This window comes from Arcticibacter eurypsychrophilus, from assembly GCF_001730525.1.
Classification (GTDB): Bacteria; Bacteroidota; Bacteroidia; order Sphingobacteriales; family Sphingobacteriaceae; genus Arcticibacter; species Arcticibacter eurypsychrophilus.
Map to the genome: position 1 here is coordinate 1 of NZ_MDFN01000035.1, position 14,950 is coordinate 14,950.

At 38.7% G+C, this 14,950-nt stretch carries 13 protein-coding genes; 9 read left to right on the top strand and 4 right to left on the bottom strand.

Translation table 11 applies throughout. The annotated features are described in order from the left end of the window. Positions 1-77: 77 nt before the first annotated feature. A complete protein-coding gene (locus BFL47_RS16570; RefSeq protein WP_069660912.1) occupies positions 78-1,640 on the bottom strand; it encodes a capsule assembly Wzi family protein in 1,563 nt (520 codons plus the stop codon). Between the two features lie 116 nt (positions 1,641-1,756). Further along, positions 1,757-2,584, bottom strand: coding sequence for a polysaccharide lyase (locus tag BFL47_RS16575; protein WP_069660913.1), 828 nt, complete (start codon positions 2,582-2,584; stop codon positions 1,757-1,759). A gap of 232 nt (positions 2,585-2,816) precedes the next feature. Between BFL47_RS16575 and BFL47_RS16580 the strand changes: the two genes are divergently transcribed. The 6 genes from BFL47_RS16580 to BFL47_RS16605 all read left to right on the top strand — a co-directional run bounded on the left by BFL47_RS16580 (position 2,817) and on the right by BFL47_RS16605 (position 9,074). After that, positions 2,817-3,083 (top strand): hypothetical protein, encoded by a 267-nt coding sequence (locus BFL47_RS16580; RefSeq protein ID WP_069660914.1) that lies wholly within the window; start codon positions 2,817-2,819, stop codon positions 3,081-3,083. Positions 3,084-3,202: 119 nt separating this feature from the next. Continuing rightward, on the top strand, positions 3,203-3,769 hold the full coding sequence (locus BFL47_RS16585) for a WcaF family extracellular polysaccharide biosynthesis acetyltransferase (RefSeq protein WP_069660915.1): 567 nt from the start codon (positions 3,203-3,205) through the stop codon (positions 3,767-3,769). Positions 3,770-4,283: 514 nt separating this feature from the next. Next, positions 4,284-4,919, top strand: a complete 636-nt coding sequence (locus tag BFL47_RS16590) for a DUF6266 family protein (protein ID WP_069660916.1) — start codon at positions 4,284-4,286, stop codon at positions 4,917-4,919. Between the two features lie 1,509 nt (positions 4,920-6,428). Continuing rightward, complete coding sequence (locus tag BFL47_RS16595) at positions 6,429-6,689, top strand: hypothetical protein (protein ID WP_069660917.1); 261 nt, start codon at positions 6,429-6,431, stop codon at positions 6,687-6,689. A 194-nt stretch (positions 6,690-6,883) separates the two neighbouring features. Beyond that, positions 6,884-8,011 (top strand): polysaccharide pyruvyl transferase family protein, encoded by a 1,128-nt coding sequence (locus tag BFL47_RS16600; RefSeq protein ID WP_069660918.1) that lies wholly within the window; start codon positions 6,884-6,886, stop codon positions 8,009-8,011. Between the two features lie 7 nt (positions 8,012-8,018). Next, positions 8,019-9,074 carry a glycosyltransferase gene (locus BFL47_RS16605; RefSeq protein ID WP_069660919.1) on the top strand — a complete coding sequence of 352 codons (1,056 nt, stop codon included), beginning with the start codon at positions 8,019-8,021 and terminating at the stop codon, positions 9,072-9,074. Here BFL47_RS16605 and BFL47_RS16610 read toward each other — a convergent pair. Further along, positions 9,064-9,318: a hypothetical protein gene (locus tag BFL47_RS16610; RefSeq protein ID WP_069660920.1), complete on the bottom strand. Its 255-nt coding sequence runs from the start codon at positions 9,316-9,318 to the stop codon at positions 9,064-9,066. The two genes, BFL47_RS16605 and BFL47_RS16610, sit on opposite strands and share 11 nt — an antisense overlap. Positions 9,319-9,585: 267 nt before the next feature. On the opposite strand from BFL47_RS16610, the gene BFL47_RS16615 reads away from it, so the two are divergent. After that, positions 9,586-10,752 carry a helix-turn-helix domain-containing protein gene (locus tag BFL47_RS16615; RefSeq protein WP_069660921.1) on the top strand — a complete coding sequence of 389 codons (1,167 nt, stop codon included), beginning with the start codon at positions 9,586-9,588 and terminating at the stop codon, positions 10,750-10,752. A 146-nt stretch (positions 10,753-10,898) separates the two neighbouring features. Here BFL47_RS16615 and BFL47_RS16620 read toward each other — a convergent pair whose 3' ends face one another. Next, the gene (locus tag BFL47_RS16620) at positions 10,899-12,029 is read right to left on the bottom strand and encodes an alpha/beta hydrolase (RefSeq protein WP_069660922.1); all 1,131 of its coding nucleotides are present in this window, start codon (positions 12,027-12,029) and stop codon (positions 10,899-10,901) included. 370 nt (positions 12,030-12,399) lie between these two features. On the opposite strand from BFL47_RS16620, the gene BFL47_RS16625 reads away from it, so the two are divergent. Beyond that, positions 12,400-13,152: a hypothetical protein gene (locus BFL47_RS16625; protein ID WP_069660923.1), complete on the top strand. Its 753-nt coding sequence runs from the start codon at positions 12,400-12,402 to the stop codon at positions 13,150-13,152. A gap of 14 nt (positions 13,153-13,166) precedes the next feature. After that, complete coding sequence (locus tag BFL47_RS16630) at positions 13,167-14,849, top strand: IPT/TIG domain-containing protein (RefSeq protein ID WP_069660924.1); 1,683 nt, start codon at positions 13,167-13,169, stop codon at positions 14,847-14,849. The last annotated feature ends 101 nt before the right edge of the window (positions 14,850-14,950 follow it).

Below are 14,950 nucleotides of genomic sequence, written 5' to 3' on the forward strand. Positions count from 1 at the left end.
GGACAGTATCTGATGAAATTGATTTAGAATCATTTAAATGTAACACTACCACACTTTAAGATAAGGTAGTGTTACATTTAAAAAGATTTTGAAACTTTTAAAACTAATCCCCCGGAATTATAAAGTAGATTTCCTTGATCAATAGCTGCTGCTAATCCAATACTTACGCCATTTGAAAGAGAGCGATGTGTTTCTAAGTATGCCGAAAATTGATTTACTGTTTTAAATAAATTGGTGGTATTAGGACTTCTAATGATACCTGTAGAGTGTCCTTCAGGACTAGTCCCAAATGTCCCATAGTTTTTAGAAAAGGAGAGTTTACTAATAATTTCAAATTTCTTAATTGATCCTTCAATGCCTGCATGAAATGCAACTACTCGATTGTTGATAAAATAATCACTTCCAATTGATGCCTGACCTGGTTTTGCAGCGCTTTTGGTAGTAATAAAAGGTGTCCCCAGTCCTAAACTATTGTAAGACCAGCCATTAGTATAATAGTAATTATTATAATAATCTTCATCCCCTGATTTGGTCATCTTAGACCAGGATTCTCCTGCTTGGTTTTTAGTATACAAAAACTCCAATAATAGCGTTTTCCATTGAACACCATTAGAAAGGACATGGTATGATTTATTTTTTAGGCTGATCCCATTTAATCCATCACTAATATTAGCAAGTTTAGATAATGCGCCTACATCATAGAGATTCTGTCGGTATATCAACATTGTTATATTTTTGAAATCATACTCGATTCCGACATCAATAGAACCTAATTGATTACCTATTTTAGAACTTGGAATAGTTTTTTCTACATAAGCTTTACCAGTTGCGACATAAAAAAAGGTTTCTAATGTGGATAGTTCAAAATTCTCACCCATTGATTGCCTTTCATTCCCCCAAAAAACTTGATGATTGAAACCCCCATAAAGCTTTAAATTCCAATCCGGTTTTCCTAGGCGACCATAAAAGGATTTTTGATGATAAAAAGTATTGGGAAATCTGTCGGGAACACCGTATTTATAAGGATTAGGAGGTATTGCTCGAATAGTATCTAGTATTTTTGTTTTTCCAAGCCAGCCATGAGAAAAGCTTCCCTTAAAGGATATTAATCCATCCCAAATTGGTATACTATAATAATTGGGTATTGATATTTCAACTTTAGGAATCCCTAGTGCGTTTCCAGATACCGAGAAATTACCAGATGTTAGAGAGCTATCACCATTTAAACCCATAACATCCTTTGTTCGACCGGCTTTAATCTGAAAGATACCTGCTTTTACTTTGGCATAACCTTCTATGAGAAGCAGTTTGGAGTTTTTACCGCCATTGACACGTCCTTCTAATCCAGCTCCCCAATCAAATGATCTTACTTTTGTACTATCATATTCTTTTCGTGCTCGACCGATAAAGCTGCCTGATACACCATCAGATGGAATGCTTCCATATTGATTTGATCTCAGCCAAAAAGGAACAACATTATTGGTTGTTCCGATTGCTTGTGCTTCTATTTCAAATTTGACTATAGGTTTTTCCTGTGCCTGTAAGGCTGATATAGTAAAGCTGAGAAGAAGTATTAATATCTTGGTAAGATAGGCACCGTCCTGGCCTGCGATACCTTTAGCTAGAACCTTCTTTTTCATTTGTGATAAAATTTAATTATCTAGTCTTGCTATTATTAGAAATTCAATAGATGTGTAGAAATGTATACTTTTAATATTATAACGTAAATATATATGAAATTTTACGAATAATCCATTTAGAAAAAGCTAATGCAATAATCGCTCTTAGCGCAGGGTGGACCTGGAGCAACATCATAATAGGAGGCTTGATCATCGCCGATCCGTATTTCATCATAAAAGATAGTTTTTTGGGAAGTTATATTTAATGACCAAAAATCTTTCCATAATCCCAATTTCATATAGGATCCTTTTTTGTCATTAGTGCAGTTAGGCCCTTTATAGGTAGCAACCAACACTTTATTTTTCCAAACTTCTATTAAACCATCCTCTTCCCAGGTTGATTTGATGTGAAACACTAAATCATTCCAAGAATTAGGAGTATACGCTCCTAAGTCAATTTCTTTTTTTCCATCTGATTTGATGTTAACTAGGCCTTTTGCCCATTGTACAATAAGGTATAAGTTTCCATTTCGAGATTGGCAAGATATTGTTGCAGCCCTGAAATTTTCACCTAAATCAAAATCTGGAGATCCAACCCATTGTAAAATACTTTCACCTTGATTATCAGGAATATAATGTTTTGAAAAAAAGACGCTTAATCCGTACCACCTTTCATTTTTTGCTTGTAATTCGGGTTTTAATGTTAATTCAGCACGTTGATAACAGGTTACAGTCGGGGCTGTTTTATTTAGTTCCATGCGAACAGAAAATTTTCCAGTTTTTGTTATGGAGTCACTTTTTAATATGGAATATTTGAAAGCTTTTTCTTGGTTATTCCACATGGTTAAGCAATCTAATTCTTCAAAATCGCAATCAAATAGGATATGTGACCTTTTGTATGGCTCTTCAGTTTTGGATAAAGCAGGTGCAATAAAAGTAAGAAGTAAGCAAAAAAAGTAAGGCATCAAATTTTTTTCAAACTTAAGTCTTAAATATCTTTTAGTAAAGGGCTTGGGATTCCAGTTTTAAGTGATATATATTACATTGTGCAATTTAAATGTAAGGTTCCTGTTTTATTCTCAGTCTTATACATAAATATTTACAATCTATATACGTAATTGATTTTTCCATAATTATCTGAGCAACAGCACTTATGTTTGTTATTAATTAATTGTGAACAACTAAATTATAAGCAACATGAGATCTTTATTTCAAAACACTGTTTTTTTAATTTCGGCCATTGCTGTAACGGTTACTACATCTTGTCTTGTTGCTCTTATATTATATCCCTTAACAAGTCTTGTGGTATTTATAGTTGCTGCGATATTCTTCAAGTTTTTCATTAATTCAAGTCATCTTACCTTTTTTGAAGAGGAATACTCCCCCGATATTTCAGCGAAGGAATTTCAAAATGAGAAACAAACTGTTGATTTTAAAGTGCCTGAAAGGACTCATCCAATTTAGAAACAAGCTAGCTAGGCCTTTTGCGAAATGTATATGACATACTGTATAGTTCTGTATCTAAACGATCCATTTTACAGACTTATTGTTTAAGAAGTGCTAAGTTAATTAACTTGGTTCACATGGAATATACATCTAAAGTAAGATTGGCGCAGTTTGACCCTTCCGAAAATCTGGATCGAGGAGCTTCCAGGGTTAAAGAAATAACCTGGTACTTGATTAAGGTCTGCTTTTTCCTTTCTGCTTTACCTTATCCTAATCGCTTTAAAACAATTATTCTTAGAAAGTTTGGTGCGAAGATTGGGATTGGTCTCGTAATTAAGCCAAGGGTAAATATTCATTTTCCATGGAAACTGGAGATTGGCGATCATGTATGGATTGGCGAAGAAGTTTCGCTCTTAAATTTCGAAAAGCTTTCTATTGGAAACAATGTATGTATTTCCCAGCGTGTCCTTCTATGTGGTGGTAATCATGATTACCGCAGTATTTCTATGCCTTATCGTAATGGCCCGATCGTTTTGAAAGATGGTTGCTGGATTGGTGCTTGTTGTTTTGTTGCAGCAGGCGTGACGGTAGGGGTGGATACCGTTGTGACTGCCGGATCTATTGTGACTGTTAACCTGAAAGACAATGGAATTTATAAAGGTAACCCCTTAAATTTGGTGAAAGACAGATGGATTGATGTTTAATTCGCTTACTAAATTAACCTCATACTTTTTGAAAGTATAATACTTATTTCTACAATTGGGGCACCAAAATCGCTTTACTTTAAACCAAAGTGAAAAGGGCTTCATGTATTCTTGTCTATGGATTCGGTAGTCGGATACAGATTTGCATTTTGGACATTTGCACGTTGACGGACTTTGGCGCAATTTTGGTGTGAAGGAATATATCATCATAGTGTGTAAAAATACCACAATTATTGCACACTATTTGCACAATGTGTGTAATAATTCTACATATTGTGGTAAATTAAGGACAGCCCTTCAATTTTATGTCATGGCTGTGTTCATTTTATTGACGTTGAAGGTAGATAATTCAAGAAAGCGGACATTTAGCATTATCGGTACGTATTTGAGAAGAGTTAAGAAGATTTGCCTCCACAATCGTTCAAGTTATGCCTTGTGTGTACGTTTGTTTCATCAGGAGGACGCAGCAGTATTGCTGGTCACTGATGTTAACAATTTAATACATATATACATAATGGCACAATTTAATCAAGGCGTACTGGGCGCATTCTCAGGAAAAGTAGGTAGCGTAGTCGGTAGTAACTGGCGCGACATCGATTACATGCGGGGACTTCCTAAACAGTCTTCTAAACCGGCTACGGCTAAACAGCTGTTAATTCGTGAAAAGTTCAGGTTGCTCATCCAGTTTTTAACATTGGTTAAGAGCGTGATCAACCAGGGATTCAAGAATGAGGATACTCGTCGGGCGACTGCTTTTAACCTGGCATTTACCGCAAACAAGGATGCCTTTGCCGGTACCGATACAGAACCTGTATTGGATTTTAGCAAAATGATTTTCAGCAAGGGTTCTGGCGTCAGCAAAGCAACCGGCTGTAAGATTGTTGCTGATGGTGATGGTGTTTTGACTGTTACCTGGGATGCGATTAGTGGTAATGCGCAAGCGCTGACTGATGAGGCAACTGTCGTGTTATACTGTGAAGAGGATAAGGAAGTGGTTGTGCATGAGGGTGTACTTCGTAGTTTGAATACTGCTCAGGTGGAAATTCCATCAAACTGGAGTAGCTGTACCATTCACGGGTATGTGTACATGACCTCAAAGGAGGATAAAAACTCCTTGACTTCGTATGCCGGGGCACTGTCTATTATGTAGGGATAGCGTTTTGCTTATGTTTTTGTTAAAGAGCTCGTCCTGGAAAGGGCGGGTTTTTTTGTTATTGTTCAAGAATTGGTATTATTCCCGAATTTTCATACTATGCTGGGAAATTTAAGCTTCGGTTGCCATGATATAGTGGTATCTTCGTCTATTAAATAGATCGAATGGAAATACCTTTTCTTATCATAAATTCCTCACTGAAACAATCCTCTCCTAAATGGATTATATCTCATATTTTAATAAATCAGCACTATGAGAAAGGATAGGGTTCTTGAATTTACGTCAAAAAGAAGAAATAGGGAAGAAGCTCCTGATAATCCTCAGCATGTATGTCCTAAATGTCATTTATACACGGGGTACAGGATTTCTAATCCTAAATTAATTGATCAGTATTTCTTTTGGCTGTCCTTGCATCGTTTTAAATGCACGCATTGTAACAACAAGTTTTTCATCATTATTCGCAATTAAAGTTTAATTCATACTTCAGGATGCCGCTGCTTGTTTTTTTTTTAGTATTTTAGCTATGTGCATGTCATTGACGCTTCCGGTAGATTAATTAAAAAAGCGGACACGGATGAGAGTCCGTTGTTTTTGTGCCCCCGATGTGGTGGATACACGGGTTGTACAATTCCTAATCCTAAGTTTATTGATACCTTTTTTTACTGGTTCTCTTTAAGAAGATTTAAATGTAATTTTTGCGGTAAAAAATTTTATATCAGTATCAAGTAGCTCTTGACTCCCTGAGTGCATTCGGCATTCTATGTAATTCAGTTCTGAGATTTTTTATAAGACGGTTATTTCGGATTGTGCCGGTTTGCTGGTAAGAGATTTTGCTGGTTAAGGTTTAATTTAATTTTAAGCTATGGATGGTCTTATCTGCTGTAGGTGTAAAATTTATTGCGGCAATTGGGACACCAGAATCTTTTAACTTTTAACGAGGATAAAAGTAATTTGATAAAAGATGATCGAGCTATTCTGTAATCGGTGACTGACTTACATTTTGGGCAAGTAACGTGTGAGGTCATAATGTTTTTTATGCTTGTTGATGTTTCGTAATATGTTTAAATATACTCAATGTTGCTCATGATTGCACGGTTTTTTGTCCGTTTTTTATACAGAATGTGGTGTTTTTTATCACAATTGTGAATTTGTTGTTTCGACACCTGAATTCATATATAATTTTATGAAATTCACAATAAAAGGTTGTGTCTGGTGATGCAAAATCTATAATTATTGTCAAAATTATGAATGAGTAAACTTTATATACGGTGTCTGAATTCCGGTTTGTGGATAGGTTTAACGCATAACTATTGAAACACTCCTATTTCTGTGCTCATTTCAACAAGATATATTACCTGATTCTGAAAAATTATGTGAAGAATGATGAAGGAACCGGACAGTGTAATACAGTATATTACAAATTATCACGATACGTGTTCAATCTGTGCCTTCGCATGAAATAGCAAATGCTTGTGTTTAGTTTTGTTCTGTCTTAATTTACTCATTATGATAGAACGCCTACATGAAGGAACACCTTCTAAAACTGATCAGGATAAAATTGGTGTGCATATTATTGACGCGAAGGGACGATTGGTGAAAGAAGCGGATACGGATTTGAGCCCTTTGTTTATGTGTCCTAAATGCCAGTGTTACACAGGCTGCAATATTCCTAATCCCAAATATGTAGACACTTTTTTCTTCTGGTTTTCTTTAAAAAGATTCGAATGCCACTTCTGTGGGCATAAATTCTATGAGAGTATTAAATAGTTTGATTATGTTCCCAAAGTGTGCATTTAAAGCCTGTAATGACCATTTTTGTGTTTAAATTGTGCATGCCGTGCAATTTAGAACGGCTATATTTGTCTTGGTACCTGATCTGTTTGAAATCCGTTTCGACTTCAATCAAACAATTTAAATGATGTTGCTTGTAGTAAACGGAAAACGATGTTAAAATGAGATAAATGAAAATTGGAATCATGACTTTCTGGGAAAGCCAGAACAATTACGGACAACTATTACAGGCATTTGCACTAAAAACTTATCTCAGACAAAAAGGACATGACGTCTTTTTTATTCGCTTTTATCGTATTCCTTCTGCTAAGAAAAAATCTGCTTTAAGTCGTTTGAAGTTTAAAGTAATCTTATACTTAAATGACCATTTTGACTTGAACTTAGAAGTTACTAAGGCTGGAAGTCCTGAGCCAGATCGTGGCTTTACCCCCTTCAAGAAACAATATTTGAAATTTAGTCCGCGTTCATATACTTCTTTGGCCGAATTGAAAGATAATCCTCCCCAGGCGGATGCCTACATCTGCGGTAGCGACCAGGTGTGGAATAATACCTTTAAAGTACCTGCAGAGCCCTTTTTTCTGCCCTTTGGGAAATCATCCATCAAAAGAATTGCTTATGCGGCGAGTATTGGGCAAAGGGAACTTTCTCCGGAAACGGCTCAATTGTTTGAGCGCCAACTGAGTCACTTTAATGCGGTGAGTGTCAGGGAAAAAAGTAGCCTCTCTATTTGTACAGATGCGGGCTATAAAAATCCGGTATGGGTGCCCGACCCGACGCTGTTATTTGCCAAACAGGATTGGTTGAATTTACTTCCTGTGCCCAGGGGTAATTTTAGACCGGAAAGTAAAAAAGTATTTATTTACACGCTGGGAAATAGTGCCATCAAGGATAAGGAGGCTTATCTTTCGTATATCCGGGACATGCCGGGTGTCGAGGTGCAGCATGCTAGTGCAAATGGGGATACTTCTGGTAATCGTTTCCCCTCTATTCCGGAATGGCTGGGTTTGATTGCCGAATCGGATTTCATTATGACCAACTCCTTTCATGGTATGGTGTTTTGCATTATTTTTAATAAGAAATTTATTATTCTTCCTAATACTGGTGCCAAGGAAGGCATGAATGAACGGATTACCAGTCTGATTACTAAATTTAACCTGGAGCAGCACATGATGTTCGGGTTTGATCGAACAAAAATGGACGATCTGATGAAGCTGGATACGGATTGGGATTATGTAAATAATCAGATTGCGGATTGGAGACATGTGGCACATGAATTTTTAGATGGCGCATTAAAATAACTATTGAATGAAAATTTCATTTTATCCTGAAAGCACACGACAAAATAAATATTCCGAAATCATCACCTCGCTTCTCAAAGCTAAAGGGGTAAAGATCTATTCCCTAAGCCATGTTTTTTCCGGATTTACAGCTTTTAAAAAGGTTAAGGTTGTTCATTTGAATTGGTTTGAGAATTTGAATGAGCCTACGCGCTTTGCTATGTTTTCGGTATTTTTCAAGCGGATGATGAAGTTGATTACCCTCCGGGTGTTTGGGAAAAAGGTGATCTGGACCATGCACAATAAAATGCCGCATGATAAATCCATGATGTTTTATAAAAAGACGCTGATCTATACGCTGGTTAAATTGTCTAATACGATTATTATCCATAGCCGGGTATCGGAAGTGATTTTGCAAAATATCAGTAAGCGTGCGGTTGCTAAGATCAGGTATATTCCTCATCCGGATTATATTGGCGTGTACGGGGCCATTGATCTTTCCTGCGATCATTCAACAGAGAGCAAGGTGCTGAAATTGCTCTTTCTGGGGGCGGTTAAACCGTACAAAAACATCGAATTGTTGATTGATGTGATCAGCCAGTTTGACCATGATGTTTATCTGACCATTGCGGGGCAGCCTCAAAATGTTGATTATCAGCTTTTGCTGGTTAATTATGCGAAGAATAATGTCAATGTTCATCTTGATTTGAATTTTATTCCGGATGAAATGCTCCCTTGTTATATTGCGCAATGTGATCTGCTGGTGATGCCTTATGATATGCGCAGCAGTTTAAACTCCGGCTCGGTAATCCTGGCTTTTTCCTATAAGAAAACAGTGATTTGTCCGCGGATAGGTACGATTCTGGATATGCAGAACCAGGAAAATATTTTGTCGTATACCTATACTTCTGATCTGGAACATTTTGATGCGCTGACGGAAGTGATCGGCGGGGCAATACAAATGAAGAAAACGGCGAATGATATCTTTGAAGAATATGGAGAGCGAATTTATGAAGATGTGATGGTGCAGAATAATAAAGACAAAGTGATTCACTTGTTGATGGCGGAGTATGCTAAATTTTAAATAGATTTCGATATTTATTGAGTCGCGGGCTGTTAGTTTGAATAGGTACTTGATTACCCGGTTTAACTTTAATAGCAGCTATCCGGCTTAGGTATTTGGATACGTAATAGCCTACGGTTATAAAAATGATTACGGAGGCAGCAAGGGTATGGAGTTCATAGTCGCTGTTTGCGGGAACCTGACCTAATGCACAAATAAAAACGATTATGGAGGAGCTCAGGAATAAAATACTGAATATTTTCATCCGGCAAACCTAATGGAATAGGATAGATTAGTATAGATGTTGAAACATACATCTGTTCGGAATAAGGTATTTGGTACAAGAAAGAGGGGTAGTGGGCAGGTTTATTGCCGGATTCGGTGTTAATTCTGTATCTTTTTATATTTAACCAAGACGCAAGCAATTTAATTAGGCTTGTGCGGTGGATGCAGTAGCCGGATGTTTGCGGAGATTATAATTAATGTTGGTAAAAGCGCGCTCAAATGAGTACTTTTAACCACAACGAAAATTATGATTTATTTGAATGGATGGGTTCTTCCCGGAGCCCTTTTTTCATTTGTGCTGGTTGCCCTGATCTTTATTGTCAAAAAAAGTAATAATTACTTGTCCCGGACGTTTCTTGGCATTGCTTTCTTGATTTTGAGCTGGTATGCCATTGTCTATATCGTAGTGGTGTCAAAAAACCTGATCCACTTTCCTTTTATGTTTCGCATTGGAAGTCCGTTCTATTACCTGGTGCCGCCCTTAATCTATCTCTATATCCGTTGCTCGTTTTATAAGCAGCAGAAACGCAATCGTTGGGATTATCTCCACCTGATTCCTTTCCTGCTGACTATTATAGATATCAGCAAGTATGTATTCGGGATGAGTGCTGCGGATAAAATGGCCGAAATAGAGCTTATTCAAATCAAACAGGTTCGTGCGTTGGATTTGGGTTCGGGTTTTGTTCCGGCGATCACGCATCAGTATCTGCGGGTGATTCAAAGTCTCGTGTATTTGTTTTTTCAGTGGCGTATGGTCGTCTATTTTGTGCTGGCTTCTAAATTGAAATTCAGCAGGCAATGGATCGTGGTGCTGTCTATGGCCGAAACGCTCATTTATGCAGGTAACCTGGCAATTACTATTGCGTTCTTTTTTGAGTGGCAGGCCACGCGCTTGCCCTGGCTGCTTGTTGTGGCTCAACTGATGGGTGTTTTGCTGGTGCTTGGCTTTTCGATGGTGAGCTACTACCTCAATTTTAAACCGGAGTTTTTGTATGGCCGGACCTTGGGGGGGCATCACGTATTAGTGGAAGTTAAAAAGGAGCTTTATGTTCCTCAGGTGGATCATTGCGAGCGTTTGGAGGCCCACCTGGATTCGGATCTGCCTTATCTCATCAAAAGACTGACGCTGAATGATATTGCCCTGGCAGTGAAAATTCCTGTGCAAGCGCTTTCGGTACTTCTGAACAATCATTATAAGCAAAACTTCAACGACTTTATTAATAATTACCGCGTGATGCATGTCATGGAAAGGATGAAGAATGATCCGACATGGATTCAGCTCACCATGGAAGGACTGGCTGGCGAATCGGGCTTTTCATCGCGCACCGCTTTTTATGCGGCGTTTAAGAAAAAAACAGGACTTAGTCCGGGTGCCTATGCAGCAACACTGGCCGAAGTAAAGGATGATGTATAACTAAACATTGACGTTGAATTTTAAAAGATACCAGTCTGATGCGTGTTCGGCTAGATTTTACATTCTCGCGCGTTAGAATCTGGAATGAAAAAGGGCCGGATTGCTCCAGCCCTGTACAGCGCATTGAACTATTTTATTGTTTATATCTAGAGACCGAACGCTTTTTTAAGCTGATCTACTGCGTACATCTCGGCGTCCATAGCTTCGGGTACTACAGCACCCATTCCGAAGAACTCATGGGTTACTCCATCGTAATTTTTGCTGTCTACTTTTACGCCTGCGGCTTTCAGTTTATCGGCTAAATTCATGCCATCACTTTGCAGGGGATCTATTTCTGCTGTGATGATGGTTGTAGGAGGCAAACCTTTCAAATTAGCGGCTACCAGGTTAATTCGGGTATCTTTTCCTTCGCCCATATTGTTCAGGTAATTCTTCACAAACCACATCATCATTGGTTTATCCAATGGTTTTGCAGCGGCATTTTTAATATAGGATGGGGTGTTCATATCAGATCCGGCGATTGGATAGACGGCCAGGACATGAATGGGTACGCTGATCTTTTTATCGCGTGCTGCTATGCTGGTGGCTACAGCAAGATTTCCTCCTGCACTCTCGCCTGCTATGGCAATGCGTTTCGGGTCGCCCTGGATGGATGCGGTGTTGTCGACTACCCATTTATATGCGGCATACGCATCGTTATGGGCGGTAGGAAACTTGAATTCGGGTCCCAGACGGTAGGCTACGGATACCACTACGGCACCAATTTTATCAGCCAGGACTTTTGCTGAGGCATCATATACATCCAGATCAGCGATCACAAATCCGCCTCCATGGTAGTATACCACCACTGGAAATGGCCCTTTAGTCTTTGGGGTATAGATCCGTAAGTGGATTTTACCGCCTGCTACATCGATATCTTTACCCATGGTATCGATATTTGCGGGTGGCACAGTGATTTTGTATTCTGTAATCAGATCCTTAACGGCATCGGTTGGCGTATGATTTTTTCGTGCCTGTAATGCTGTAAGTTCAGGAATAGGTTTGTCGCCATAACTAACCAGCTTTTCAATAACGGCTTGCATTTGCGGTTTGATAGTAGGTGCCCAGGCTGGAACGTTTTCTTTTGGTTTGATGTCGTTGATTGATCCTGTGGCATTTGCAGAGGTGTCGGCAGCGACGTCTGTACTGTCTGCATTGCTGCCCTTGCCTTTTGAATTACAAGCTGCTAGTGTAACCATTCCGGCCATTACTGCATAAATTAATTGTTTTGTTTTCATTTGGTAAATGATTTTTTGAAGATATATAGAAACTTTTTTTTATTATTTGTGGTTACTTAAACGGGTTCATGAGTGTTAACAGATGAATTCATATTGATCAATAAAAAACACCCTGCTATTTTATACAGGGTGTTTTTTTATTGATCTTTTTTGGACATCGTAATTGCTTTCTTTTTTTGGGTAAATGTTAGTATTACAACTATTAACGGGCGCCGTTGTTTTTAATTAATAGGGGACTTTATCAGGTTGTGTACTGTTGGTCTTATACAATCCTTAAGTTAACCCGAAGATTTGTATTACATAAGAAAAGTATCATTTGCCATGTTGCTTTCTCGTCTGTTTGTTTATATTTACGGCGAGTTAAATAATTATGAAAAAACCTATCCTTATCCTGGCAGTTGTGCTGTTTTATATGGCCTCTTATGCCCAATCTTCAAAATCTGATTCAATTATTTTTTTTAAACCGCAAGCTGGGAACCTGACTACCGAGCTGAATATTAATCCCTTTAATGGGGCGGTGAATCTGAATAATTCGCTGAACCAGATTAAGTTCCGCTATTTTATTTCTGCAGGTGTTGCGCTTCGCCTTGGCTTTAATATCAGTAAAGAGGATTCTATTTATAACATCAGTCAGCCCTACGGTACGACAAGTTATTTTTATAAAAACAACAAGAAAAGTACAACGATGGGTATTAATCTCGGCTTGGAAAAACATTTTGCAGGTACCAGGAGATTGTCGCCTTACGTGGGTGCGGAAGTATCGCTTACAAATGGTTCTGCCAGTCAGGAGATCAATGATAACGGATCGACAACTGACGTAAAGAATGGCTGGTATGAAATGTATTATACGGGAACGAGTACAAATTATGTGGCACAGATTCAGCCTAAAGCGTATGTCCGTTATGGGGTCAACCTAATTACTGGATTCGATTATTATATAGCGCGTCATTTTTTCTTTGGTTATGAGTTTGGCTTCGGCATGGAGAAAACCAACTGGAAGGATGTAGAAGTGAATATTTCAGGAACTACATCGGGTGCGGTGGTGAATACGACTTCTGATAATAGCCACCTTGACTTTGGTCCCAGTTTGATGAATGGCATCAGGTTAGGGTATACATTTTAAACGCATCTGATCACATGAAAAAAATATTTAACATAACCTGCCGGGTACTGATTCTAATCCTGTTTATTCAGTTACAAAGTTGTAAAAAGGAGGGTTCCGTCAATCCCGAGATTCAAACCCTATCAGTTACTGCGCTATCGCCGGTGCTTATCACACTAAAAGGGAATATTGTTGCTTCTGGAGATCTTGCGGTATTGGATTACGGATTCGTATATAGCTTTAATGGCAATATCACCGAAACGGAGGGTACCAAAGTCTCTTTGGGTAAAGATGCGCCGGAAGGTGAATTTACAAAGGAGCTGACTAGCCTGGTAAATGCGAATCCGTATTATTCGAATAACTTGTATGTTCGGGCTTATCTTACTAATGCAAAAGGAACAGCTTTTGGAAAGCTTCTTTCTGTTGTGCTGCCTCAAATTACGACCACTAGTGTTAGTCCGGCAATGGGTAAGTCGGGTGATCTTGTAATTCTGACCGGCAAATTTTATACTACCTCTGCTGACCAGGCTGAAGTGCTGTTTAGTGGCATTAAAGGAAAGGTTACGGAGGCTTCTGATACTAAAATTGTGGTGGAAGTTCCTTCTGGAATTGCAGGTGCACATGGAACACAGATTCCGCTCCAGTTGAATATTAATGGACAGCGGTCATCGTTCGGAAATGGCTTTATCATCCAGGCGAATATTAAAGATTTTGCGCCTAAAACAGGCCCTATAGGGACGTTGGTCGGTTTTACGGGGGATAATCTTCCGGGGAATTATTATTATAATTCAGACATCAGGATGTTCTTTGGTTCAACAGAAGGCTCTATAAATTATAACTCATCTCCATTTAGAGCTATTATTCCGGCAACGGTTACGACTGTGAATTCAAAAGTGTCGTATGTGATGAATGGGAAAACAGTGATTTTACCGGGTGAGTTTGTGCTTACTCCTCCGGTAATCAGCTCACTTTCGGTGACTTCTGGTTTATCAGGTACTTACTTTGAGGTTAATGGGAGCGATTTTCCCTGGAATTATGGTTATAATTCGTCAAATCCATCTGTCAGTCTGGGGACCACGGTTTTGTATCCATCCGGTTCATCCTCTACAAAGCTTACTTTCAATGTTCCGGTGATGCCGGCAGGCGATTATAGTTTTACTATGAAATCGGGTCCGCATACGGTAACCGCTCCTCAGAAATTTACGGTTATTGCTCCTTCTATCAGCACTTTTGCTCCTCTATCAGGCGTTGCAGGAACTGAGGTAAACATTAAGGGTACTTTTCAAACTGGGGGGTATTATAATGTCTGGTTTGGTTCCATGTCTACCAGTGCGAACGCAACTTCTTCTACCAATTTGAAAGTTTTTGTTCCCGGTGGTGTTCCCAGTGGTAAAGTGAAGATCTATGTGCAAATCAGTGATCAGAAACTGGAGAGTGCGAATGAATTCACCATGATTGGTCCGGAAATTACATCTTTCTTTCCCAAGTCCGGGGTTGCTGGTACGGTCGTAACTATCACCGGGCGGGGATTTGATCAGTATACATATAATAATGCTGTTAAATTTGGGACAGTAGCAGGTAATTTACTTAGCAGTACCTCAACGGAGATTAAGGTTGCTGCGCCTTCGAATATGATTCCGGGGGCGATGAAAATTAGTGTGGTTGCAAATGGAGTGACGATTGTGACTGATGATAATTTTACAATAACTTCAAATTGAGGTAACACTGAATAAGATGTTCTTGTGATCATATCCATATTTAGGATATCAGGTACTATATCAGACGCCAGCATTTATTAAATGCTGGCGTTTTTTTTTGT

Bases quoted from the DNA above. Each gene is read 5' to 3' on its own strand.
- BFL47_RS16570 (WP_069660912.1), bottom strand. From the start codon at position 1,640: ATGAAAAAGAAGGTTCTAGCTAAAGGTATCGCAGGCCAGGACGGTGCC.
- BFL47_RS16575 (WP_069660913.1), bottom strand. From the start codon at position 2,584: ATGCCTTACTTTTTTTGCTTACTTCTTACTTTTATTGCACCTGCTTTA.
- BFL47_RS16580 (WP_069660914.1), top strand. From the start codon at position 2,817: ATGAGATCTTTATTTCAAAACACTGTTTTTTTAATTTCGGCCATTGCT.
- BFL47_RS16585 (WP_069660915.1), top strand. From the start codon at position 3,203: ATGGAATATACATCTAAAGTAAGATTGGCGCAGTTTGACCCTTCCGAA.
- BFL47_RS16590 (WP_069660916.1), top strand. From the start codon at position 4,284: ATGGCACAATTTAATCAAGGCGTACTGGGCGCATTCTCAGGAAAAGTA.
- BFL47_RS16595 (WP_069660917.1), top strand. From the start codon at position 6,429: ATGATAGAACGCCTACATGAAGGAACACCTTCTAAAACTGATCAGGAT.
- BFL47_RS16600 (WP_069660918.1), top strand. From the start codon at position 6,884: ATGAAAATTGGAATCATGACTTTCTGGGAAAGCCAGAACAATTACGGA.
- BFL47_RS16605 (WP_069660919.1), top strand. From the start codon at position 8,019: ATGAAAATTTCATTTTATCCTGAAAGCACACGACAAAATAAATATTCC.
- BFL47_RS16610 (WP_069660920.1), bottom strand. From the start codon at position 9,318: ATGAAAATATTCAGTATTTTATTCCTGAGCTCCTCCATAATCGTTTTT.
- BFL47_RS16615 (WP_069660921.1), top strand. From the start codon at position 9,586: ATGATTTATTTGAATGGATGGGTTCTTCCCGGAGCCCTTTTTTCATTT.
- BFL47_RS16620 (WP_069660922.1), bottom strand. From the start codon at position 12,029: ATGAAAACAAAACAATTAATTTATGCAGTAATGGCCGGAATGGTTACA.
- BFL47_RS16625 (WP_069660923.1), top strand. From the start codon at position 12,400: ATGAAAAAACCTATCCTTATCCTGGCAGTTGTGCTGTTTTATATGGCC.
- BFL47_RS16630 (WP_069660924.1), top strand. From the start codon at position 13,167: ATGAAAAAAATATTTAACATAACCTGCCGGGTACTGATTCTAATCCTG.